Raw genomic sequence first — 22,836 nt, forward strand, 5'->3', positions numbered from 1 at the left:
GCGAGCGGGAGCGAGCGAGCTTCGGGCGGCGCTCATGGACGCCAGCCCGCGACAAAGACGGAGGGGTAATGTCCGGCCACTCAAAGTGGGCGACAACCAAGCACAAGAAGGCGGTCATTGACGCCAAGCGCGGCAAGCTCTTCGCCCGCCTCATCAAGAACGTCGAGGTGGCCGCGCGTACCGGCGGTGGTGACCCGGCCGGCAACCCGACGCTCTACGACGCCATCCAGAAGGCCAAGAAGAACTCGGTCCCCAACGACAACATCGACCGCGCGGTCAAGCGCGGCTCGGGCCAGGAGGCCGGCGGCGCCGACTACCAGACCGTGATGTACGAGGGCTACGGCCCCAGCGGCGTCGCGTTCCTGATCGAGTGCCTGACCGACAACCGCAACCGGGCGGCCACCGACGTGCGGGTCGCGCTGACCCGCAACGGCGGCAACCTCGCCGACGCCGGCAGCGTGTCGTACCTGTTCTCCCGCAAGGGAGTGGTGATCGTGCCCAAGGCCGCGCAGCTGTCCGAGGACGACGTGCTGGGCGCGGTGCTGGACGCGGGCGCCGAGGAGGTCAACGACCTGGGCGAGGCGTTCGAGGTGGTCTCCGAGCCGACCGACCTGATCGGGGTGCGCACCGCGCTGCAGGGTGCCGGCCTGGAGTACGAGTCCGCCGAGTCGTCGTTCGTGCCGAGCGTGACGGTGGCGCTGGACGAGGAGGGCGCGCGGAAGGTCTTCAAGCTGATCGACGCGCTGGAGGACTCGGACGACGTGCAGAACGTCTACGCCAACTTCGATGTCAGCGACGACCTGATGGCCAAGATCGACGCCTGATCGGGGTCGGCCCCGCGGTGGTGTGGGGCGTCACAGCCGTTTGCGTTACGGAACGGTTCCGTATCACATGGGCGCGGAGTAACGTTCGTGCCCGAATACGGAACCGTTCCGTATCGTTTTTCGGGGGCGGCTTTACGTGGACGCATCAGCTACTGCCAACACCGGCCATCCGCGCCGGTGGACCATCCTCGCGGTACTCATCGTCAGCCTGGTCGTTGTCGTGCTCGACAACACCGTGCTCAACGTGGCGCTGAAAATCATCTCCGACCCGCACCACGGCCTGGGCGCCTCGCAGAGCGACCTCGAGTGGGCGATCAACTCCTACACCCTGGTCTTCGCCGGCCTGCTGTTCACCTGGGGCGTGCTCGGTGACCGGGTCGGCCGTCGCAAGATCCTGCTGCTCGGGATGGTGCTGTTCGGCCTGTCCTCGCTCGCCTCGGCGTACGCGCAGTCACCCGGCCAGCTCATCGTGGCCCGGTCCCTGATGGGCATCGGCGGCGCCGCGATCCTCCCGGCCACCCTGTCGATCATCTCGAACGTGTTCGACCCCCGGGAGCGTGCCCGCGCCATCGGCATCTGGGCCGGCTCGGTCGGGCTCGGCGTCGCGATCGGCCCGGTGCTCGGTGGCGTGCTGCTGGAGCACTTCTGGTGGGGCTCGGTCTTCCTGATCAACGTGCCGATCCTGGTGTTCGGGATCATCGCCGCGCTCCTGCTGGTACCGGAGTCCCGCGATCCCCAGCCCGGGCGGATCGACATCGCCGGCGTACTGCTGTCCATCGCCGGCCTGGTGCTGCTGGTGTACGGCATCATCAACGGCGGCGACCACGGCTTCGGCCACCCGGCGGCCTGGGGCACCCTGCTGGCCGCGGTCGTGATCCTGGTCGCGTTCGTCCTGGTCGAGCGCAGGCTGCGGTACCCGGCGCTGGACGTCAAGCTGTTCGGCAACCCGCGCTTCTCCGGCGCGGTCGCCTCGGTCGGCCTGGTGTTCTTCGCCGGCATGGGCACGCTGTTCTTCATCGCCTTCTACCTGCAACTGGTGCGCGCCTACAGCCCGCTGGTGACCGGCCTGCTGATGACCCCGTTCGCGGCCGCACAGCTGGTCTTCGCCCCGGCCAGCGCGGCGCTGGTGCGCCGCTACGGGCCGAAGCTGGTGTGCGCCGCCGGCATGGTGCTGGTGACCCTCGCGCTCGTCGGCTTCGTGGTGGTCACCGCCACCAGCCCGATCTGGGTGGTGGCCGTGCTGTTCTTCCTGCAGGGCGCGGGCATGGCCCTGGTCATGCCGCCGGCGACCGAGTCGATCATGTCGACCCTGCCGAGGGAGAAGGCCGGCGTCGGCTCGGCGGTGGGCAACACCATCCGTCAGGTCGGCGGCGCGATCGGCGTCGCGATCCTCGGCTCGATCCTGTCGGCGGTGTACCGCGGCGGGATCGACGGGCACCTCGGTGGGCTGCCGGCGGGTGCCAGCGACACCGCCCGCCAGTCGATCTCCGGCACGTACGCGGTCGCCGGTCAGCTCGGTGCGCCGGGCCGGTCGCTGATCGCCGCGGGCAACGACGCGTTCATCCACGCGATGCACTGGGCCGCGGCCGGAGCGGTGCTGGTCGGGATCATCGGGATTGTGGTGGCGCTGAGCTGGCTGCCGCGTCACGCGGCGGCGCCCGGTGGCCCCAAGCCGGACGTGGCCGAGTCCCTCGCCGAGGAGCAGCTCGAATTGGCTGAGGCGTAACCCACCGGTAACAATGTCATCATGACCACCGTGAGCGAAGTTGCGCCGGTCGGCCAGGACCGCAAGGCACCTGGCCGGCCGCGCAGCGCGCGGGCCGACGAAGCGATCATCGAGGCCATCCTCGACCTGCTGGCCGAGGGCACCCCGTTCGACGGGCTGTCCATCGAGGCCGTCGCCGCCCGGGCCGGCGTCGGCAAGGCCACCATCTACCGGCGCTGGTCGAACAAGGAAGCGCTGCTGTACGACGCGGTGGCGAGGGTCAAGGGCGAGCCGGGGCAGGTCACCGGCGTGTCGATCCGTGACGACCTGCTCGCGCTGCTGACCCCGGTCGGTCGCCCGGATCACATCCGGGCCGGCAAGATCATGCCTTGCCTGATGGCGGAGATGCAGCGCAGTCCTGAGCTGCGCGCCGTGTACCAGCGGCTCATCGAGCCGCGCCGGGAATCCCTGCGTGCGGTGCTGCGCCGGGGCGTGGCCGAGGGCACCCTGCGCGCCGACCTGGACATCGAGACCATCGTCGCGATGCTGGTCGGCCCGCTGATCGCCCGCACCCTGGGCGGCGGGGAGCCCGAGCGCAGCCGCGAGGAGATCGCGCAGCGGCTGGTCGCCGCGGTCTGGCCGGCGATCGCCGCGGACCCGAAGGCCGAACCGGCCTGACCCATCGGCCCGGCCTGCCCCGGTGGCGCCGCCGGCCCGATGGCGCCGATCCGACGGGTGGCGCCGATCCGACGGGTGGCGCCGAACCGACCCGGTGGCGCCGAACCGACCCGGTGGCGCCAAACGCGCGGCCCGTTCTGATCCGACCGGGGTGTCGCCTGGTGCCCCGATCGGGGACGCCTATAGGGTCCGTAGAACATACGTACGGCGGCGTGGGAGGGCAGCGTGCGGGTGCTGGGCGTGGATCCCGGGTTGACCCGCTGCGGAGTGGGTGTGGTCGAGGGCGTACCGGGTCGGCCCTGCACCCTCGTGGCCTACTACGTGATCTACACGGACCCGCAGGACGAGCTGCCGACCCGGCTGCTGCACCTCGACCGCAACCTCACGGACCTGGTCGCCGAGCACAGCCCCGACAGCGTGGCCGTCGAGCGGGTGTTCAGCCAGCACAACGTGCGCACGGTCATGGGCACTGCCCAGGCCGGCGCCGTGGCGGTGCTCACCGCCGCCCGGGCCGGCCTGCCCGTCCAGATGTACACGCCGAGCGAGGTCAAGGCCGCGGTGACCGGCTCCGGCCAGGCGGACAAGGCGCAGATGACCGCGATGGTGACCAGGCTGCTGCGGCTGTCCGAGCCGCCCCGGCCGGCCGACGCGGCCGACGCGTTGGCCCTGGCCATCTGTCACGTCTGGCGCGGCGGCACGCGGGCCAAGGTGGCCGCCGCCGCGCGAAAGGGAGGGTACAGATGATCGCCAGCGTGCGTGGCCTGGTCGCCGCGGTATCGGCGGACCGGGCGGTGGTGGAGGTCGGCGGCGTCGGGCTGTCCGTGCACTGCACCCCGGGTACTCTCGCCGCCCTTCGGGTGGGCGAGCAGATCAGGCTGGCCACCAGCCTGATCGTCCGGGAGGATTCGCTGACCCTGTACGGGTTCGCCGACGACGACGAGAAGCACCTGTTCGAGCTGCTGCAGACCGCCAGCGGGGTCGGGCCGAGGCTGGCGCAGGCGGTGCTGGCCGTGCACGGCCCGGACACCGTCCGCAAGGCGATCGCCAACGCGGAGATCACGACGCTGACCAGGGTCCCGGGCATCGGCAAGAAGGGCGCCGAGCGGCTGGTCCTGGAGTTGCGCGACAAGATCGGGCCGGTGGCGCTGACCGGGCCGGTGGACGGCACCGGGTCCCGGGCGGGTGCCAACGCCTGGCCGGAGCAGGTGCGCCAGGGTCTGATCGGGCTCGGCTGGACGGCGAGCCAGGCCGAGCAGGCGGTGGCCGCGGTCGCCGAGTCGATCGACGGCGGCGAGGTGCCCCCGGTCCAGATCCTGCTCAGGCAGGCCATCCGGCTGCTGGGCAGGGCCCGATGAGCGAGCCTGCGGGTGCGCGGGCGCGGGCGCGGGTGCGCGGGCCGGTGAGGATCGCGGCGTGTCCATGCCACGGATCGCGCGGCGGCGAGGCGGGGTTCCGGTATGAGTGAGGTCGTCTCGGCGCTGGCCGATCCCGAGGAGCGCGACGCCGAGGCCAGCGTGCGCCCCAAGCGGCTGGGCGAGTTCATCGGCCAGCACCGCGTGCGCGAACAGCTCGACCTGCTGCTGCAGAGCGCGGTGCGGCGGGGCTCCGCCCCGGATCACATCCTGCTGTCCGGTTCGCCCGGTCTGGGGAAGACCACGCTGGCCATGATCGTCGCTGCCGAGCTCGGTTCGGGCCTGCGGATCACCAGCGGCCCGGCGATCGAGCGCTCCGGCGACCTGGCCGCCGTGCTGACCAGCCTCGCCGAGGGCGACGTGCTGTTCATCGACGAGATCCACCGCATCGCGAAGCCCGCCGAGGAACTGCTGTACAGCGCCATGGAGGATTTCCGGGTCGACGTGATGGTCGGCAAGGGGCCCGGTGCCACCGCCATCCCGCTGGACGTGGAGCCGTTCACGCTGGTCGGCGCGACGACTCGGGCGGGCCTGCTGACCGGCCCGATGCGAGACCGGTTCGGCTTCGTGGCGCACCTGGACTTCTATGACCCCGACGAGTTGGAGCAGGTGGTGAGCCGCTCGTCGCGGATCCTGGGGGTGCCGATCGCCGACGATGGGGCGGCCGAGATCGCCGGCCGGTCGCGGGGCACGCCGCGAATCGCCAACCGGCTGCTGCGCCGGGTTCGCGACTACGCCGAGGTCCGCGCCGACGGGGTGGTGACCAGGCAGGTCGCCCGGGCCGCGCTGCGCGTCTACGACGTCGATGAGCTGGGCCTGGACCGGCTGGACCGGGCGGTGATCACCGCCCTGGTGACCAGCTTCGGCGGCGGTCCGGTGGGCCTGTCCACGCTGGCGGTCGCGGTGGGGGAGCAGCCGGACACGGTGGAAGAAGTTTGCGAACCGTTCCTGGTCAGGGCCGGATTGCTGGCGCGAACGCCCCGTGGTCGGGTGGCTACCGCCAGTGGGTGGCGTCACCTGGGCAAGACTCCACCAAATGGTATTTTTGGCAGCGGCGCCCCGTCGGCGCCCGACCTGTTCGGCTTGGAGTCATAAATGGTCGGTCACGGCCTCGTAATCGGACCGTGATCTACGTCCTGCGTGGTGTCCGAGTGTGACCGACTAGACTCGCCCGCGGTCCGGACAGGACGCACACCCGGTCCGCCAGCATCAATCGATGCCGGTGGACCCCCTCTGGAAGGTCGAACGCGGTGCCACTGGCAGCATCGAGCTCAAGCGGCAGTTTTCTGCCGTTTGTGTTCATCATTCTCCTCTTCGGGGCGATGTACCTCCTCTTCATCCGGCCCCAGCAGCGCCGGAACCGGGCGACTCAGGCGATGCAGTCACAGCTGGGCCCAGGCGACGAGGTGATGACCGGCAGCGGTGTGTACGGCATCGTGGCCGAGGTCGACGACGAAGAGGGCACGATCAGCCTGGAGGTCTCCGAGGGCGTGATCATCAGATTCGCCCGGGGCGCCATCGCGCGCACCGTGACCCCGGCCGTCCGCGACGAGGAGGCCGAAGTCGAGGAGGAAGAGCCCGACTACGACACGGATGAAGCCGATGAGGCCAACCAGGTCGCTGAGGCGGACGAGACTGAAGAGACCGACGAGACCGACCACAAGGTGATCGAGCGCAAGGACTGATCCCGCCCGGATCGTTCAGCGCCCGACACTCCTCACAGACAGGAAAGACGGGACAGCCGTGGCCGCACCCTCCGGACGCATCAAGGTGACGCGGTACTTCGCCGTACTCGCCGTCATCCTCGCCGGCCTCTACGCGCTGGTGTTCTTCACCGGCGACCAGAAGCCCCACCCCAAGCTCGGCCTGGATCTCCAGGGCGGGACGAGTATGACGCTGAGCGCGATCAGTGCCGATGGCAAGGCGCCGAGCGCGTCCAACCTCAACGAGGCCCGCCAGATCATCGAGAACCGGGTCAACGCCAGTGGCGTTTCCGAGCCCGAGGTGGTCACCGAGGGCAACCGGAACATCGTGGTCAACGTGGCCAACGACGATCCCGACCAGCTCCGCCAACTGGTGCAGCCGGCGAAGCTGGCGTTCCGCACGGTGCTGTCCCAGACCACGGACTCGCCGCCGGCCGACTCGCCGAGCCCCTCGGCGAGCGCGACCCCGTCGACCTCGGCCAGCGCGACTCCGTCGAGCACGCCGAGCGCGACCCCGTCCACCACGCCGAGCGCTACGCCGTCGACGACGCCCAGCGCGTCGCCGTCGAGCACGCCGAGCGCGTCCCCGTCGGCCTCCGGCAGCGCGGCACCGGCGGCCTCGGCCACCCCGAGCGCCAACGCCTCGCAGGTCGCGCTCGCCGCGTCCCGCGCCAAGACGCTGGCCGAGGTCCAGAAGAAGCTCGGCCCGGCCTGGGACGCCGGCCAGGAGGTGCTCTCCGAGGTGGAGTCGGGTCAGGCCTCGCCCGACCAGCTCGACCCCAGCTTGCTCGCGGCGATCGCGCCGTTCGCGAAGCTGAGCGGCACCGAGGTCGACTCGCTGCCGGCCGAGATGCAGTTCCTGCTGCCGACGGTCACCTGCAGCGAGCTCAACGCCCGCGCGCCCGGGGTGCTGGACGACGCCTCGCAGCAGGTGACCGCCTGCGACCAGGGCGACAACGTGCACAACAAGTACTTCCTGGACGTCGCCAAGGTGCAGGGCACCGACGTCAAGAGCGCCAGCTCCGGGTACGACACCAACAACGGCGGCTGGAACGTGGACCTGAGCTTCACCGGCAAGGGCCAGAGCAAGTGGACGGCGCTGACCCAGGAGGCGGTCAACGCCGGTCAGCAGACCGACCCCAACACCGGCCAGCCCGGGCAGAACTCGTCGGTGGCCATCGTGCTGGACGACTCGGTGGTGTCCGCCCCGCAGATCCAGAACGTCATCGTCGGCGACGCGATCATCAACGGCGGCAACATCAACCAGGACTCCGCGACCGTCCTGGCCAACCAGCTCAAGTACGGGTCGCTGCCGCTGAGCTTCAAGATCGAGAGCACCCAGAACGTGAGCCCCACGCTGGGTACGCAGCAGATGAACTACGGCATCCTGGCCGGCGCCATCGGTATCGCGCTGGTGGTCATCTACTGCCTGTTCTACTACCGGGGCCTGGGTCTGGTGGTCATCGCCAGCCTGTTGATCTCCGGGCTCACCGTCTTCGCCTCCATCGTGCTGCTCGGCCGGGGGATCAACTTCTCGCTCAGCCTCGCCGGCATCGCCGGCTTCATCGTGGCCATCGGTATCACCGCCGACTCGTTCGTGGTCTTCTTCGAACGCCTGAAAGACGAGGTGAAGGACGGGAGAACCGTGCGCAGCGCGGTGCCCCGGGCCTGGGTCCGGGCCCGGCGCACGATCCTGTCGGCCGACGCGGTCTCGTTCCTGGCCGCCGCGATCCTGTACTGGCTGGCGGCTGGCGAGGTGAAGGGCTTCGCGTTCACTCTCGGCCTGTCGACGATCATCGACCTGCTGGTCGTGTTCCTGTTCACCCACCCACTGGTGTCCCTGCTTTCGCGGTCCAACGGGTTCAGCTCGCCGAGGTTCTCCGGCCTCGGGAACCTGCGTTCGGACGCGGCGGCCGAGGCGGCCGGCGGGACGGCCAGGGCGCCTCGGTTCGGCGCCGTGCGCACGAAGGAGTCCTGAGATGGCGACACGCACCCAGGCGGGCGGGTTCCGCAAGCTCTATCGCGGTGAGACCCGGGTCGACTTCATCGGCCAGCGCAAGAAGTGGTACCTGGTGTCGGCAGTGATCATCCTGATCTGCCTGCTGAGCATCATCTTCCGCGGGTTCAACTGGGGCATCGACTTCAAGGGCGGCGACCAGTTCCAGATCCCGGTCAAGCCGGGGACCACGCTGTCCCAGGTGCAGTCCGCGGTCGAGGGCACCGGGGTCACGGTCTCCAGCGCGCAGACCGCGGGCGCCGGGAAGGCGCAGAGCTACGTCATCAAGACTCAGAAGCTCACCGACCCCCAGCGCAACGCGGCGGAGGCCGCGCTGGCCAAGGCCGCGAACGTGGACGAGTCTCAGGTCAACAACAACGAGGTCAGCTCCTCCTGGGGTAGCGAGGTCACCAACAAGGCGATCATCGCCTTGATTGTCTTCCTGGCGGCGGTGAGCCTGTTCATGGGCTTCCGCTTCCGGGACGCCAAGGCCTCGGGCGCTGCCGTACTGGCGCTGTTCCACGACCTGGTCCTGACCGCCGGCGTGTACTCCTTGGTCCACTTTGAGGTGACCCCGGGTACGGTCGTCGGTCTGTTGACCATCCTCGGTTATTCGCTATATGACACCGTGGTCGTGTTCGACAAGGTGGACGAGAACACCAGGGGCATCCTGGGCACCTCCCGACACACCTTCGGCGAGGCCGCCAACCTGGCGGTCAACCAGACCCTGATGCGGTCGATCAACACCTCGCTGATCGGTCTGCTGCCGGTCGCCGGTCTGCTGTTCATCGGCGCCGGCATCCTGGGCGTGGGCACCCTGGAGGACCTGGCCCTGGTGCTGTTCGTCGGTATGCTCACCGGCGCCTACTCGTCGCTGTTCCTGGCCACCCCGTGGTTGGTCGACTTCAAGCTGTTCGACCTGCGCTACCGCAACCACACCAACCGGGTGCTGAACAAGCGGGCCGCGGACGCCAGGGCGGCGGCGAACAAGGCGGCCGCGGCCGCGGTTCCCAGCGGCCGGTCGAAGGGCGCGAAGGCGGCGGCCGAGTCCGGCGACGTGACGGACACCGAGGACGCCTCGGTGCCGGCGGATGCCGCCCTGGCCACGGCCGCGGCCCCGCGCACGGCGACCAAGGCGGCCGCCGGGAAGCGCCCGGCCGGCACGCGGCCGGGCGGCGGGGGCCGCTCCAACCGGGCGGGCGGTAAGCGCCGCCACTGACCGCCGGCCCACCCTGATACGCTGCTGCCGCCGCGAGCCCACCGGCTCGTGGCGGCAGCGGTCATCGGGGGTTGCGATGGCCGCGGCCGGCGGCTTGTGGCCGGTGCCTGGTGAGGCGATCGCCGTGGTGGGGCGATGGCCGTGATGGGTTCGGGGAGACGATCGTGAGCGATGACGAGAGTGAGGCGCTCGCCGCGCTGATCGCCAAGCGGGTGCTCGACGTGTCGGACTTTCCGCAGGCCGGCGTCGTGTTCAAGGACCTCTCGCCGCTGTTCGCCGACGGGTCGGCCTTCCGGACCGTGATCGACGGCATTGTTGATCACTATGGCCGGGACGGCTTCGACGTGGTCGCCGGGATCGAGGCCCGCGGGTTCGTGATCGCCGCCGCGGTGGCGTACGCGGTCGGTGTGGGCGTCGTACCGGTGCGTAAGGCCGGCAAGCTGCCCCGGCAGGTGGTGTCCGCCTCGTACGAGTTGGAGTACGGTCAGGCCGTGCTGGAGGTGCACGCGGACGCGTTCGTCGCCGGCCAGCGGGTGCTCGTGGTCGACGATGTCCTGGCCACCGGGGGCACCGCGGAGGCTACGCTGGGTCTGGTGGAGCGGGCCGGAGGCGATGTGATCGGCTTCACGGTGCTGCTGGAGCTGGCCTTCTTGGAGGGCCGGAAGCGGCTGGCCGGACGTCCGGTTCATGCCCTTCTGGCGGTGTGACATGCGCCCGGAGCAGGAGAACCGCCGGGCGGACGCGGGCTTGATCGCGGCCCGCGACGGGTAGCATTGCCTTTCTGCCCGCGAGATGAGGGAGCGGCCAGTGTCGAGCGACGTGGCGTCTCCGGCCGAGGGCGCCGATGATGTGCGCAGGCGTGAGTCAGTCGTCAATGGTGTCGGTCCGGTCGATGACCGTTCCGGCGGAATTGTTCCTTTCCCGAACGGCGGCGTAAGCACCGCCGTGCGCAACGGCGCCGTTCGCGGCGCCAGTGGCGAGGATTCGGGTGGGCTGCCGCTGGCGCTGTCCAGCGCGCCGACCGGCCGCCGGGTGCGTGCCCGGTTGGCCCGGTTCAACGCGCCCTGGCAGACCCAGCAGATCAGCGAGGTGCTGGAGCCGCTGATCGCGGTGCACAAGGTCAGCCACCCGAAGGCGGACATCCGGCTGCTCAATCGGGCGTACGAGGTCGCCGCCCAGTGGCACAGCGGCCAGTACCGCAAGTCGGGCGACCCCTACATCACCCACCCGCTCGCGGTCGCCACCCAGCTGGCCGACCTGGGCATGGATACCACCACGCTGGTCGCCGCGCTGCTGCACGACACCATCGAGGACACCGAGTACACGCTCGACGAGATGCGCGGCGAGTTCGGCGGCGAGGTCGCGCTGCTGGTCGACGGCGTGACCAAGCTCGACAAGGTCAAGTTGGGCGACGCGGCCAAGGCGGAGACCATCCGCAAGATGGTCGTGGCCATGGCCAAGGACCCCCGGGTGCTGGTCATCAAGCTGGCCGACCGGCTGCACAACATGCGCACCCTGACCTTCCTGCCCCGGCCCAAGCAGGAGCAGAAGGCCAAGGAGACGTTGGAGATCCTCGCTCCGCTGGCCCACCGGCTCGGCATGAACACGATCAAGTGGGAGCTGGAGGACCTGGCCTTCGGCACGCTGTTCCCGAAGAAGTTCGAGGAGATCAACCGGCTGATCAACGAGCACGCGCCGCAGCGCGACGCGCTGCTGCGCCAGGTCACCCAGAAGGTGACCACCGACCTGCGGGTCTCGAAGATCAAGGCTGAGGTGACCGGCCGGCCGAAGCACCTGTACTCGATCTACCAGAAGATGATCAGCCGCAGCCGGGAGTTCGCGGAGATCTACGACCTGGTCGGGGTGCGGATCCTGGTCGACACGGTGCGGGACTGCTACGCGGCGCTGGGTGTCATCCACGCCAACTGGCAGCCGGTGCCGGGCCGGTTCAAGGACTACATCGCGATGCCGAAGTTCAACATGTACCAGTCGCTGCACACCACCGTGATCGGCCCGAACGGCAAGCCGGTGGAGATGCAGATCCGCACCAGCGCCATGCACCGCACGGCGGAGTACGGCATCGCGGCGCACTGGCGGTACAAGGAGAACAAGGGCATGACGATCGTCGGCCCGCCCGCGCACATCGACGAGATGACCTGGCTGCGCCAGCTGCTGGACTGGCAGCGGGAGGCGAGCGACCCGAGCGAGTTCCTCGACGCGCTGCGCTTCGACCTGTCCAGCCAGGAGGTGTACGTCTTCACCCCCAAGGGCGACGTGGTGGCGCTGCCGACCGGCTCCACCCCGGTTGACTTCGCCTACGCGGTGCACACCGACGTGGGACACAAGTGCATCGGCGCCCGGGTCAACGGCAAACTGGTGCCGCTGGAGTCCGCGCTGTCCAACGGCGACGTGATCGAGATCTTCACGTCCAAGTCGGAGAGCGCCGGCCCCACCCAGGACTGGCTGGGCTTCGTCAAGAGCCCGAGGGCCCGCACCAAGATCCGTCAGTACTTCAACAAGGAGCGGCGCGAAGAGGCGATCGAGGCCGGCAAGGAAGCGATCACCAAGGCCATGCGCAAGCAGGGCCTGCCGCTGCAGCGGATGCTCACCGCCGACACGCTGATGACCATCGCCCGCGAGCTGCACCTGGCCGACGTGGCGTCGCTGTACGCGGCGGTGGGGGAGAGCCAGGTCTCGGCGCAGAACGTGGTCTCCCGGCTGGTCGCCGCGTACGGCGGCGAGGAGGGCGCGGTCGAGGACATCGCCGAGACGGCGGTGGCCACCCGCCCGCCCAGGGCCCGCGGGGCCGCCTACGACCCGGGTGTCGTGGTGGTGGGCGTCTCGGACGTGTGGATCAAGCTGGCCCGGTGCTGCACGCCGGTACCGCCCGACGCGATCTTCGGGTTCGTCACCCGTACCGGCGGGGTCAGCGTGCACCGCGAGGACTGCATGAACGCCGAGGACCTGAGGGCGCAGCCGGAGCGCATCGTCGAGGTGACCTGGAAGCCCACCAGCGCCTCATCGTTCCTGGTGGCCATCCAGGTGGAGGCGCTGGACCGGCACAAGCTGCTCGCCGACGTGACCCGGGTGCTGTCCGAGGAGCGGGTGAACATCCTGTCCGCCACGGTCACCACGACCCGGGACCGGGTGGCGGTGAGCCGGTTCAGCTTCGAGATGGCCGACCCGAAGCACCTCGGGCACCTGTTGGGCGCGGTACGCAAGGTGGACGGCGTGTACGACGCCTACCGCGTCACCTCGGGCACCTGAGAGCGCCGCAGAGCAACGAGAAGGGCCCCGGGGTATCTCCCCCGGGGCCCTTCGCCGTTCGATCGATCAGGACGCGGCCGACGGTGCCAGGCTGGTCGACGGCGCGGCGCTCGCCGACGGCGCCGCCGAGGCATCCTGGACCGGACCCACGGTCACCGTGTTGAAGGTCAGCTTCGACTTCGGGTGGCCGCCGCCCGGGCCCTGCGAGCCGTCCGGCTGGGTGCCGGCGAACGCCTCGTCATCGCCGGCCGCACCGACCTTGCTCGCGATGTCCAGGCCCTTGGTGACCTTGCCCCAGACCGTGTACTGGGCGGGCAGGTCCGTGTCGCCGAAGACGATGAAGAACTGGCTGCCGTTGGTGCCCGGCTGGCCGGTGTTCGCCATGGCCACCACGCCGGCCGGGTAGGCGGGCCGCTGGTTGGTGGGCAGGTTCTCGTCGGCGAAGTTGTAGGTCGGGCCGCCCGAACCCGTACCGGACGGGTCGCCGCACTGCAGCAGGTGGGTGTCACCGGTGTTGAGTAGCCGGTGGCAGGACGAGCCGTTGAAGAAGTTCTTGCTGGCCAGATAGGCGAAGCTCTCCGAGGTGCACGGCGCGTGGGTGAGGTCCATCGAGATCACGATGGGGCCCTGGTTGGTGTTCAGGGTGAGGTCGCGGGTGCCGGAGCGCGGCTCGCCGGTGGCCGGCGGGGTGCCCACGTCCTTGAGGTTCGGGTTCGCCGGCTGGGCCGGGGAGGCGCTCGGGTCCGGGCTGGGGATCCAGGAGCAGGCGGCGGCCGTCGCGCTGGCCGATGCCGCGGCGGCGGGGGTGGACTTCTTCTTGTCGCCACCGGTCACCGCGACCAGCACGATCACCAATACGACGGCCACCACCACGCCCAGGCCCGAGTAGACGATCGAGTACGCCCGACGCCGACGCTTGTGGGCGGTGGCCTGCCGCTCGGCCATTTCCCGTTCAAGACGGGCCCGCGCGGCCGCGCGCTGACGATCTCTGAGCGACGTCACGGTGAGAGAACCTTCCCGATCATGATCTTCTGGACTGGCGCGGTCAGGCGTTCCCGGCCGCGGACGCTGGGGTCGAGGTGGTGGGGGCCACGGACGGAGATCCGCTGGCGCCGGTGCTCGGGCCGGCGCTCGGCGACGCCGAGGCGGGCTTCGCCACCGTGAGCGTCTGGATCGTCAGGTCGGTCTTCGGCGTGCCGTCGGTGGTGGTCTTGCCGCTCGAGTCGACCGCGCCGCCGGCGGCGACCTTGTCGACCACGTCCATGCCGGTGGAGACCGTGCCGACCACCGTGTACTGCGGGTTGAGCGGCGTGTCCTTGTACACGATGAAGAACTGGCTGCCGTTGGTGTCGGGCGCCGAGTTCCACAGCGCGACCGTGCCGCGTGGGTAGATCACCTGGCCCGCCGTCGAGCTGGCGCTCGGGTCCGGGGAGGCGGTGGCCGGGGCGCTCGGCGAGGCGCTGGCCGGGGTGGACGGCACGTACTCGTTGGCGAACGTGTACGCCGGGCCGCCGGTGCCGTCGCCCTTGGGGTCGCCGCAGGTCAGCGTGAACATGCCACTGGTGACGAGCCGGCTGCACTTGGTGTTGTCGAAGAACTTCTTGCCCGCCAGGTACGAGAAGCTGGACGCGGCGCACGGGGACTGGTCCAGGTTGAGGTCGACCGCGATCGAGCCCTGGTTCGTGGCGATCGTCATGGTCTCGGTGCCGGTGCGCGGCTCGCCGTTGGTTGGCGGCTTGCCGACGCTGGTCAGCGACTCGGTGTTGGGCGGCGTGTTCCACTCGCAGCTCGCCGGGGCGGCCTTCGGCTTCGGGCTGCCGGAGAAGACGCCGGTGGTGAGCAGGGTGATCACCACCCCCACGACGACCACCAGGCCAACCGCCACCCCGGCCTGCACCTGCCGGTTGCGACGGGCCCGGGCGAACCGACGGGCCTGCTGCCGCTCGATCTTGGCGCGCGCGAGCTTGCGCTGGCGGGTCTTGCTGGAGGCCACGGAGTGCTCCCCCTCCGACGTCACGGTGGCGGTCTGTGTGGGCGGCGCTGGCGTGTGCCACACCACACGCCCGCCAGAGTGTACGGGCAAACATGCCGTTCCGGGTGGGGCAGGTTAACCAACTGTGACCGACATTTGAGGCATCGACCAGGTTGGGGCGGCGGCCGGACCACGGTAGCCCGGAGTTCCGGTGCCGCGGCCGGGCCGCGAAACGGCTCCGTGGCGCGCCGGATAGTCGGTTTTCCGCCCGGATTCCCGCCCGATAGGCTCGACGGATGTTCGTGGCCACGGTTCCCGCGCAGGCTTTCGGGACGAACTGCTATGTCGTCGCCGTTGCCGAAGGTGAGCAGTGTGTGGTGATTGATCCCGGTATCGGGGTGATCGCCCAGCTCGACGAGGTACTCGCCGAGCACCGGCTGCACCCGGCCGCGGTCGTGCTGACCCATGGCCACGTCGACCACACGTTCTCCGTCGCGCCGGTCTGCGGCGCGCGGGGGATCACCGCGTACGTGCACCCGGAAGACCGCGAGCTGCTCGCCGATCCGGCCAAGGGCCTGTCGATGGACCTGGCCGCCCTGTTCGGCGGCCGGTTGACCTATGCCGAGCCCGAGGACGTGGCGCCCCTGTCCGACGGGGCGTCGCTGGCCCTGGCCGGGCTGGCGTTGACCGTCGACCACGCGCCTGGCCATACCGGCGGGTCGGTGATGCTGCGCACCCCCGGGGCCGTCGCGCTGGCCGGTCCGGCGCTGACGCCGGGCCGCGAGTCCACGCTGTGCTTCAGCGGCGACGTGCTGTTCGCGGGGTCCATCGGGCGCACCGACCTGCCGGGCGGCGACCACTCGGCGATGCTGGCGAGCCTGCGCGACAAGGTGCTGCCGCTGGCCGACGAGACGGTCGTGCTTCCCGGCCACGGACCGTCGACCACCATCGGCCGCGAGCGGGCCAGCAATCCCTACCTGCGCGATATCGGGGACCAGACCGCCGCGGCCCCTCAACGAGGCTGGTAACGATCTCAGATGACCCGACCCACATCGATCTCCGGGTTTCCGGAGTGGCAACCCGCGCAGCGCATGGTCGAGCAGGACATCATCGACCGACTGCGCTCGACCTTCGAGCTCTACGGCTTCGCGCCGCTGGAGACCCGAGCCGTCGAACCGCTGGACCAGTTGCTGCGCAAGGGCGAGACCTCCAAGGAGGTCTACGTGCTGCGCCGGCTGCAGGCCGAGGCGGAGGCCGAGGACGACGCGCTCGGATTGCACTTCGACCTCACGGTCCCGTTCGCGCGGTTTGTCCTTGAGCACTCGGGGCGGCTCACCTTCCCGTTCCGCCGGTACCAGATCCAGAAGGTGTGGCGGGGCGAGCGCCCGCAGGAGGGCCGGTACCGCGAGTTCCTCCAGGCCGACATCGACATCGTCGACCGTGACGAGCTCCCGTTCCACTACGAGGTGGAGATCCCGCTGGTGGTCGGGGACGCGCTGCGGTCGCTGCCGATCCCGCCGGTGCGCATCCAGGTCAACAACCGCAAGCTGTGCGAGGGCTTCTACCGGGGCCTGGGCCTGGCCGACCCGGAGGCGGCGCTGCGGGCCATCGACAAGCTGGACAAGATCGGCCCGGGCGGCGTGGCGGACGCGCTGATGGCCACGGCCGGGGCCACCGCGGCGCAGGCCAAGGCGTGCCTGGCGCTGGCCGAGATCTCCGCGCCCGACCCGTCGTTCGCCGACGCGGTAGCCGCGCTGGGGGTCAGCGATCCGCTGCTGGACGAGGGCCTCGGCGAACTGGTGAGGGTCGTCGACGCGGCCCGGGAGCACGCCCCCGGCCTGCTCGTGGCCGACCTGCGCATCGCCCGTGGGCTGGACTACTACACCGGTACCGTCTACGAGACGCTCATGCTGGGGTACGAGAAGTACGGCTCGATCTGCTCCGGCGGCCGGTACGACAACCTGGCCACGGCCGGCTCCGACCGGTTCCCCGGGGTGGGCATCTCGGTGGGCGTGTCGCGGATGCTCGGCCTGCTGTTCGGCGCGGGTGCGCTGGCCGCCTCCCGGCAGGTGCCCACCTGCGTGCTGGTCGCGGTGCCCAACGAGGACGCGCGGCCGGCCTGCGAGCGGATCGCGGCGGCGCTGCGCGGGCGGGGGATCGCCACCGAGGTGGCCCCGAGCGCCCAGAAGTACGGCAAGCAGATCCGGTTCGCGGAGCGCCGTGGCATCCCGTTCGTCTGGTTCACCGACGCCGGCCAGGTCCGCGACATCCGCTCGGGCGAGCAGGTCGACGCCGATCCGGCGAGCTGGACACCGCCGGCGGAGGACCTCCGCCCGCGGATCCTCGGGGCGTCCTGATCGGCCCACCCGCGCACCCCGGCCGGCCGGTCCGGTCGGGGCGCGCGTCAGGTCTGGCCGAGTTCGTTCTCCCGGCGGAACTCCATCGCCGACCAGGCGCCGTCGATTTTGATCTGCTCGTTGACCGGCTTCCAGCCGGCGATGGCGTTCTGCAGCAGCCCCAGGTCGATGGTGGACTGGCCGTCGGCCGGGTAGGAGATCCAGACAACGCCGTCGTCCAGCACCGAGGCGACCGCCACGGGACCGTGTTCGTCCAGCTCCTCCGGGGTGGCCGCGAAGGCGTGTACCACGTCGGCGGGCCGGTGGCGTACCACGGTGGTGCCGGGCGGCAGGTCTCCCACGATCGAGCCGTAGTCGTCCGGTGGGTTGATCACGAGCACGGACTGGGCCGGCTTGATGCCGAGCTTCTCCACCACTGAATTCCCCGTCATAAACCTCAGGCTAAGGGGTGCCACGCCACCCGCGCTGGCATGCCTGAGAGAATGCAACCGCTGTACTGACGCCTAAGGAGATCTCGTGATCCGCACCCATGACGCCGGTGGCCTACGCGCCTCCGACGCCGGTACGACGGTGACCCTGGCCGGCTGGGTGGCCCGCCGGCGCGACCACGGCGGAGTCATCTTTGTCGATCTTCGGGATGGGTCCGGGATCGTCCAGGTCGTGTTCCGTGAGGGCGCCCCGGCCGAGCAGGCGCACGCGCTGCGCAACGAGTTCTGCGTCAAGGTCACCGGGCAGGTCGACCGGCGCCCGGCCGGCAACGAGAATCCGGAGCTGCCCACCGGCGAGATCGAGGTGACCGTCACCGAGCTGACCATCCTGTCGGAGGCGGCGCCGCTGCCCCTGCCGGTCGACGACCACATCGACGCGGGCGACGACATCCGGCTGCGGTACCGGTACCTCGACCTGCGCCGCTCCGGCCCGTCGAAGGCGCTGAAGCTGCGCAGCCGGGCCAACCAGATCGCCCGCCGGGTGCTTGACGAGCGGAGCTTCTACGAGATCGAGACCCCGACGCTGACCCGGTCGACCCCGGAGGGCGCCCGCGACTTCCTGGTGCCGGTGCGGTTGCAGCCGGGCACCTGGTACGCGCTGCCGCAGTCCCCGCAGCTGTTCAAGCAGCTGCTCATGGTGGCCGGAATGGAGCGGTACTACCAGATCGCCCGCTGCTACCGGGACGAGGACTTCCGCGCCGACCGGCAGCCGGAGTTCACCCAGCTGGACATCGAGATGTCGTTCGTGACCGAGGACGACGTGATCGAGCTGGGCGAGGCGCTCGTCGGTGCCCTGTGGCGGGACCTGGCCGGGTACGAGATCCCGACCCCCATCCACCGGATCACCTGGCACGAGGCGATGAACCGGTACGGCTCGGACAAGCCGGACCTGCGCTACGGCGTCGAGCTGGTCGACCTGACCGAGTACCTGCGCGGCACCGGCTTCCGGGTGTTCGCCGGGGCGATCGAGGCCGGCGGGTACGTCGGCGCGGTGGTCATGCCCGGCGGCGCCAGCCAGTCCCGCAAGGAGCTGGACGACTGGCAGGACTGGGCCAAGGCGCGCGGCGCCCGGGGCCTGGCCTACGTGGTGCTGGACGCGGAGACCGGCCAGGCACGCGGACCGGTGGCGAAGAACCTCTCCGAGGCACACCTGGCCGGGCTCGCCGACGCGGTCGGCGCCAAGCCGGGCGACGCGGTCTTCTTCGCCGCCTCGGCCAACCGCCGGGACGCCCAGGAACTGCTCGGGGCGGCCCGGATCGAGATCGCCGGGCGCACCGGCCTGATCGACCACAGCGCCTGGGCGTTCTGCTGGGTGGTCGACGCGCCGATGTTCGAGCCGGACGACGAGGGCGGCTGGACCGCGGTGCACCACCCGTTCACCTCCCCGAACGGAGACTGGATCGACCGGTTCGAGGAGGCGCCCGACCAGGCCCTCGCCTACGCGTACGACATCGTCTGCAACGGCAACGAGATCGGCGGCGGTTCGATCCGTATCCACCGCGCCGACGTGCAGCGCCGGGTGTTCAACACGCTGGGCATCACCGAGCAGGACGCCAACGACAAGTTCGGCTTCCTGCTGGAAGCGTTCAAGTACGGCCCGCCGCCGCACGGCGGCATCGCGCTGGGTTGGGACCGGCTGTGCATGCTGCTGTCGGGGGCGGACTCGATCCGTGAGGTGATCGCCTTCCCGAAGACGCGTGGCGGCTTCGACCCGCTGACCGGCGCGCCGACCCCGATCACCAAGCAGCAGCGGACCGAGGCCGGCATCGACGCCAAGCCGAAGGCGACCGCGCCCGAGGCCGGCACGGCGGGCGTGGCGGCGCCGGTCGAGCCCACCCCCTGACCTCAGCCTGGTCGGACGCGGCGGCCGAGGCGGCCGGCGGGACGGCTCGCCGCACTCCGGCGTAGCGGCCCGCCGGCCGCCTCGTCGTCTCGCCACCGCCCACCCCGATCCGCCGAGGCTTAGCCGCGCTCTCGGATGGGTAATTAAGGCGCGTTCATCGATGTCAGGGAGGAACGTTGCTGGCCATCGTCGCGGCGATTATCTTCGCCATCGCCTTCATCCTGGATCTGGCGAGTAAGAGCTACAACAGCTTCATCAACGGCACCACGTTGACCGTCCTCGGTCTCACCGTCCTGGCTCTACATTTCGCTCCGCTGGGTGCCGTCCGGCGCCGTCGTTGACGTCAGCGGCCCCACCGGCCCGGGTCTGGAGTCAGACCCGGGCCGGTAGTCTCTTCCCGGTGGAGATGGAAGGTCTGTTCGCGCTCGACCAGCCCGCGCCGCCAGGCGCGCCGTTGGCCGGCGGGAGCACCGGCTTCACCGCGCCCGGTCCCGATTCGCCGCTGGCGGTCCGGATGCGCCCGGCCAGCCTCGACGAACTGGTCGGCCAGGATCACCTGCTCGCGCCGGGCGCGCCGCTGCGCCAGCTGGTGGCCGGTGGTTCGCCGATCTCGGTGATCCTGTGGGGCCCGCCGGGCAGTGGAAAGACGACCATCGCGCACCTGGTGGCCGCGGCCTCCGACCGGCAGTTCGTGGCGCTCTCGGCGCTGTCCGCCGGGGTCAAGGACGTCCGCGCGGTCATCGACACCGCCCGCCGGGCCCGCAGGTCCGGCGGCTCGCCCACGGTGCTGTTCATCGACGAGGTGCACCGGTTCAGCAAGACCCAGCAGGATTCGCTGCTGGCGGCGGTCGAGGACCGGACCGTCACGCTGCTGGCCGCCACCACGGAAAACCCGTACTTCTCGGTCATTTCGCCGCTGCTGTCCCGGTGCGTGCTGCTCACCCTGCAGCCGCTGGGCGACGAGGCGGTGCGGACGCTGATCCGGCGGGCCGTCGACGACCCGCGCGGGCTCGCGGGGGCCGTCGCCGTGGCGTCCGAGGCCGAGGATCATCTGGTCCGGCTGTCCGGCGGGGACGTGCGCAAGGCGCTGACCGCCCTGGAAGCCGCCGCCGGGTCCGCCCGGGCGCAGGGAGCCCACGAGATCGACCTGGCCACCGCCGAGAAGGCGGTCGACGTCGCCGCGGTGCGCTACGACCGCGACGGCGACGCCCACTACGACGTGATCAGCGCCTTCATCAAGAGCATGCGGGGCTCCGATGTGGACGCCTCCCTGCACTGGCTGGCCCGGATGCTGGTGGCCGGTGAGGACCCCCGGTTCATCGCGCGCCGGCTGGTCATCTTCGCCAGCGAGGACGTCGGGATGGCGGACCCCGGTGCGTTGCAGACCGCCACCGCGGCGGCACAGGCCGTGGCGCTGATCGGGCTGCCCGAGGCGCAGCTCAACCTGGCCCAGGCGGTGGTCCACCTCGCGACCGCCCCGAAGTCCAACGCGGTCACCACGGCGCTGTCCTCGGCCATGGAGGACGTGCGTGCCGGCCGTGCCGGACCGGTACCAAGGCATCTGCGCGACGCGCACTACCCGGGCTCGCGGGGTCTGGGACACGGGATCGGGTACCGGTATCCGCACGACGATCCCCGGGGTGTCGTAGCCCAGCAGTACGCTCCGGACGACGTGGTCGGACGCGACTACTACCGGCCGACCCAGCACGGCGCGGAGCGGGCGGTGGCGGAGCGGCTGCCCAAGCTGCGTCGCGTGATCCGGGGCGCCCCGTCGCTGGACGCCGGCCCGTCGGCGGGTGCCGTCCCATCGGCGGACGACCGCCGATCGGCGACCGGTGGCTCAGGGGCCGGTGGCTCAGGGGCCGGTGGTTCGGCGGGCGGTGGCTCAGGAGGCGGTGGCTCGGCCGGCGGCCAGGCCATGGTGGACAGCGTTGCGGAGGCGGAGGAGGTGCCGGGCAGTGACGGATGACCAGCAGCCCAGGCGCCGCGGCCGAGGCCGCGGCGAGCGTGCGCCGGAGGAGCCCAGCGAGGAACTCGGCTGGATCGCCGATCTGCGCAGCGCCAGGGAGGCGGGCGGCGACCTAGGGCCGGGCGGCGACCTCGGGCCCGGCGGGGACGCCGGAGCCGACGAGCCGCGGCGGCGGGGCCGGACCCGGCGGCCGAAGCCGGACGCCCCGACGTCCACGGGATCGCCGGCCGTGCCCGCGCCGCGTCCCAGCCCTTCGCCATCGCCCTCCCCGCACCGCACCGGCTCGGCGCCCGTGCGGGGCGCGGCCACCCCCGACGCGCGCGGTGCCGCCGGGGTCCCGCCGACCGGAGCACAGCCGGCCGCCCCGACCGGGCAGCCACCGGTGGGGTCCGCACCGGCCGGCCGTGCCGCCGATCCGCCGCCCGGCCCGGCCCGGCAGGCTGGCCCGGGCAGCAGGTTCGTGTCGATGCGCGGGATCCGCGGCAACACCGGTACCCAGCCGGCGGTGACCGGCGCCGTGCCGCCCGTACCACCGCCGCCGCCGGTACCGCCGGTACGGCGCGCGCAGCCCGGTCGGGCGAGGCGATCGGCCGCCGTACCGCCCGAGCCGGCGGGGCCCGGCCCGGAGCGGGGCGGACCGGAGTACGGCAGCCCGGCGTTCGGCGGGCCGGAGCGGCCCGGCCCGGATCGTTCCCCCGGCGGTCGGGAGCCGACCGCCCGGCATGGGGTGGACGACGCGGCGCCGGGTGGGCGGCGCGCACGCGCCGACCGCGGCATGCCCGACCCCGGCGGCATGGAGCGCACCGGCGGCATCGAGCGCACCGGCGCGCTGGAGCCGACCGACCGGACGGTGAGCGAACGCGCGGGGGATTCGGGCACCGAGGGCGGGCGCCGGAGCCGGCGCTCCCGCGCCGAGGCCGGGCCGGCCCGCGGCTCCGAGCCGCGCCACGGCGCGAGCCCGGACCTGGACGCCGAGCCGCCGCGCCCCGGCGACCCGCATCGCGGTGGCGCGCCGGCCCTGGGGACGGAGCCGCTCCGCCTGGGTGAGCAACGACGCGGTGCCGACGCACCAGGCTCGGGCCGCGCGGGCGCCGCCGCACCGGTGCCTCCGCAGATCGCCGGGGCGGAGCCGCCGGGGCGGGCCCCGGTCGCAGGCCGCGCCGTGCCACCGACCTCCCGGCCGGTGTCCCCGGCACGCGGTGACGCCGCGATGCCGGTTCCGCCCGGCGACGCGGCCAGGCCGGTGCCGCCGCCCGGCGGCCGGGCCCAGCCCGGGCGCGCCTGGCACGATCTGACCACCGGCGAGAAGGACGCGATGCCGTTGGAGGGCCCCCCGCCGCCGCCGAGGGGCGGCGGCCCCGGGGACCCGCAGGCGGGGCCGCGGGGTGGGGCGCAGGGCCCCC

At 71.4% G+C, this 22,836-nt stretch carries 20 protein-coding genes; 17 read left to right on the forward strand and 3 right to left on the reverse strand.

What is annotated here, in order from left to right:
• Positions 1 to 68 precede the first annotated feature (68 nt).
• The 11 genes from ABEA87_RS20290 to ABEA87_RS20340 all read left to right on the forward strand — a co-directional run bounded on the left by ABEA87_RS20290 (position 69) and on the right by ABEA87_RS20340 (position 12,804).
• Positions 69 to 824 (forward strand): YebC/PmpR family DNA-binding transcriptional regulator, encoded by a 756-nt coding sequence (locus tag ABEA87_RS20290; protein WP_345631700.1) that lies wholly within the window; start codon positions 69 to 71, stop codon positions 822 to 824.
• 136 nt (positions 825 to 960) lie between these two features.
• Positions 961 to 2,550, forward strand: a complete 1,590-nt coding sequence (locus ABEA87_RS20295) for an MFS transporter (protein ID WP_345631702.1) — start codon at positions 961 to 963, stop codon at positions 2,548 to 2,550.
• 21 nt (positions 2,551 to 2,571) lie between these two features.
• Complete coding sequence (locus tag ABEA87_RS20300; RefSeq protein WP_425570917.1) at positions 2,572 to 3,207, forward strand: TetR/AcrR family transcriptional regulator; 636 nt, start codon at positions 2,572 to 2,574, stop codon at positions 3,205 to 3,207.
• Between the two features lie 225 nt (positions 3,208 to 3,432).
• The gene (gene ruvC, locus ABEA87_RS20305; RefSeq protein WP_345631706.1) at positions 3,433 to 3,951 is read left to right on the forward strand and encodes a crossover junction endodeoxyribonuclease RuvC; all 519 of its coding nucleotides are present in this window, start codon (positions 3,433 to 3,435) and stop codon (positions 3,949 to 3,951) included.
• Positions 3,948 to 4,562: a Holliday junction branch migration protein RuvA gene (gene ruvA / locus ABEA87_RS20310; RefSeq protein WP_345631708.1), complete on the forward strand. Its 615-nt coding sequence runs from the start codon at positions 3,948 to 3,950 to the stop codon at positions 4,560 to 4,562. Before ruvC ends, ruvA begins: the two co-directional genes overlap by 4 nt.
• A gap of 102 nt (positions 4,563 to 4,664) precedes the next feature.
• Positions 4,665 to 5,714 (forward strand): Holliday junction branch migration DNA helicase RuvB, encoded by a 1,050-nt coding sequence (gene ruvB, locus ABEA87_RS20315; RefSeq protein ID WP_345631710.1) that lies wholly within the window; start codon positions 4,665 to 4,667, stop codon positions 5,712 to 5,714.
• Positions 5,715 to 5,869: 155 nt separating this feature from the next.
• The gene (gene yajC / locus ABEA87_RS20320; RefSeq protein WP_425570918.1) at positions 5,870 to 6,304 is read left to right on the forward strand and encodes a preprotein translocase subunit YajC; all 435 of its coding nucleotides are present in this window, start codon (positions 5,870 to 5,872) and stop codon (positions 6,302 to 6,304) included.
• A 58-nt stretch (positions 6,305 to 6,362) separates the two neighbouring features.
• Positions 6,363 to 8,300, forward strand: a complete 1,938-nt coding sequence (secD, locus tag ABEA87_RS20325; protein ID WP_345631712.1) for a protein translocase subunit SecD — start codon at positions 6,363 to 6,365, stop codon at positions 8,298 to 8,300.
• A gap of 1 nt (position 8,301) precedes the next feature.
• Positions 8,302 to 9,537, forward strand: a complete 1,236-nt coding sequence (gene secF / locus ABEA87_RS20330; protein WP_345631714.1) for a protein translocase subunit SecF — start codon at positions 8,302 to 8,304, stop codon at positions 9,535 to 9,537.
• Positions 9,538 to 9,701: 164 nt separating this feature from the next.
• The gene (locus ABEA87_RS20335; RefSeq protein ID WP_345631716.1) at positions 9,702 to 10,244 is read left to right on the forward strand and encodes an adenine phosphoribosyltransferase; all 543 of its coding nucleotides are present in this window, start codon (positions 9,702 to 9,704) and stop codon (positions 10,242 to 10,244) included.
• Between the two features lie 100 nt (positions 10,245 to 10,344).
• Positions 10,345 to 12,804 (forward strand): RelA/SpoT family protein, encoded by a 2,460-nt coding sequence (locus ABEA87_RS20340; RefSeq protein ID WP_425570919.1) that lies wholly within the window; start codon positions 10,345 to 10,347, stop codon positions 12,802 to 12,804.
• A gap of 66 nt (positions 12,805 to 12,870) precedes the next feature.
• Here ABEA87_RS20340 and ABEA87_RS20345 read toward each other — a convergent pair whose 3' ends face one another.
• Together ABEA87_RS20345 and ABEA87_RS20350 are read right to left on the reverse strand one after the other, a co-directional pair.
• Entirely contained in the window at positions 12,871 to 13,806 is a 936-nt protein-coding gene (locus ABEA87_RS20345; RefSeq protein ID WP_345631717.1) for a peptidylprolyl isomerase, read from the reverse strand.
• A 43-nt stretch (positions 13,807 to 13,849) separates the two neighbouring features.
• On the reverse strand, positions 13,850 to 14,797 hold the full coding sequence (locus ABEA87_RS20350; protein ID WP_345631719.1) for a peptidylprolyl isomerase: 948 nt from the start codon (positions 14,795 to 14,797) through the stop codon (positions 13,850 to 13,852).
• Between the two features lie 275 nt (positions 14,798 to 15,072).
• Here ABEA87_RS20350 and ABEA87_RS20355 point away from each other — a divergent pair, with 275 nt between their 5' ends.
• Complete coding sequence (locus ABEA87_RS20355; RefSeq protein ID WP_345631721.1) at positions 15,073 to 15,804, forward strand: MBL fold metallo-hydrolase; 732 nt, start codon at positions 15,073 to 15,075, stop codon at positions 15,802 to 15,804.
• Between the two features lie 9 nt (positions 15,805 to 15,813).
• Positions 15,814 to 17,133 (forward strand): histidine--tRNA ligase, encoded by a 1,320-nt coding sequence (gene hisS, locus ABEA87_RS20360; protein ID WP_345631723.1) that lies wholly within the window; start codon positions 15,814 to 15,816, stop codon positions 17,131 to 17,133.
• Between the two features lie 47 nt (positions 17,134 to 17,180).
• Here hisS and ABEA87_RS20365 read toward each other — a convergent pair whose 3' ends face one another.
• Positions 17,181 to 17,564, reverse strand: a complete 384-nt coding sequence (locus tag ABEA87_RS20365) for a hypothetical protein (RefSeq protein ID WP_345631725.1) — start codon at positions 17,562 to 17,564, stop codon at positions 17,181 to 17,183.
• 85 nt (positions 17,565 to 17,649) lie between these two features.
• Here ABEA87_RS20365 and aspS point away from each other — a divergent pair, with 85 nt between their 5' ends.
• The 4 genes from aspS to ABEA87_RS20385 form a co-directional block, all read left to right on the forward strand.
• Positions 17,650 to 19,464 carry an aspartate--tRNA ligase gene (aspS, locus tag ABEA87_RS20370; protein ID WP_345631727.1) on the forward strand — a complete coding sequence of 605 codons (1,815 nt, stop codon included), beginning with the start codon at positions 17,650 to 17,652 and terminating at the stop codon, positions 19,462 to 19,464.
• A 176-nt stretch (positions 19,465 to 19,640) separates the two neighbouring features.
• A complete protein-coding gene (locus ABEA87_RS20375; protein ID WP_345631729.1) occupies positions 19,641 to 19,805 on the forward strand; it encodes a hypothetical protein in 165 nt (54 codons plus the stop codon).
• A gap of 59 nt (positions 19,806 to 19,864) precedes the next feature.
• Positions 19,865 to 21,433 (forward strand): replication-associated recombination protein A, encoded by a 1,569-nt coding sequence (locus ABEA87_RS20380; RefSeq protein ID WP_425570920.1) that lies wholly within the window; start codon positions 19,865 to 19,867, stop codon positions 21,431 to 21,433.
• Positions 21,423 to 22,836, forward strand: a 1,414-nt coding sequence (locus ABEA87_RS20385; RefSeq protein ID WP_459112888.1) for a DNA polymerase III subunit gamma/tau domain-containing protein, incomplete at its 3' end; no start/stop codon positions are given. The genes ABEA87_RS20380 and ABEA87_RS20385, both read left to right, overlap by 11 nt.

This window comes from Rugosimonospora acidiphila (assembly GCF_039543385.1).
GTDB lineage: Bacteria > Actinomycetota > Actinomycetes > Mycobacteriales > Micromonosporaceae > Rugosimonospora > Rugosimonospora acidiphila.

Excerpts from the sequence above, each read along its gene's own strand:
- ABEA87_RS20365 (WP_345631725.1), bottom strand. The coding sequence starts at position 17,564 with ATGACGGGGAATTCAGTGGTGGAGAAGCTCGGCATCAAGCCGGCCCAG.
- ABEA87_RS20300 (WP_425570917.1), top strand. The coding sequence starts at position 2,572 with ATGACCACCGTGAGCGAAGTTGCGCCGGTCGGCCAGGACCGCAAGGCA.
- ruvA (WP_345631708.1), top strand. The coding sequence starts at position 3,948 with ATGATCGCCAGCGTGCGTGGCCTGGTCGCCGCGGTATCGGCGGACCGG.
- ABEA87_RS20355 (WP_345631721.1), top strand. The coding sequence starts at position 15,073 with ATGTTCGTGGCCACGGTTCCCGCGCAGGCTTTCGGGACGAACTGCTAT.
- secF (WP_345631714.1), top strand. The coding sequence starts at position 8,302 with ATGGCGACACGCACCCAGGCGGGCGGGTTCCGCAAGCTCTATCGCGGT.
- ABEA87_RS20290 (WP_345631700.1), top strand. The coding sequence starts at position 69 with ATGTCCGGCCACTCAAAGTGGGCGACAACCAAGCACAAGAAGGCGGTC.
- ruvB (WP_345631710.1), top strand. The coding sequence starts at position 4,665 with ATGAGTGAGGTCGTCTCGGCGCTGGCCGATCCCGAGGAGCGCGACGCC.
- hisS (WP_345631723.1), top strand. The coding sequence starts at position 15,814 with ATGACCCGACCCACATCGATCTCCGGGTTTCCGGAGTGGCAACCCGCG.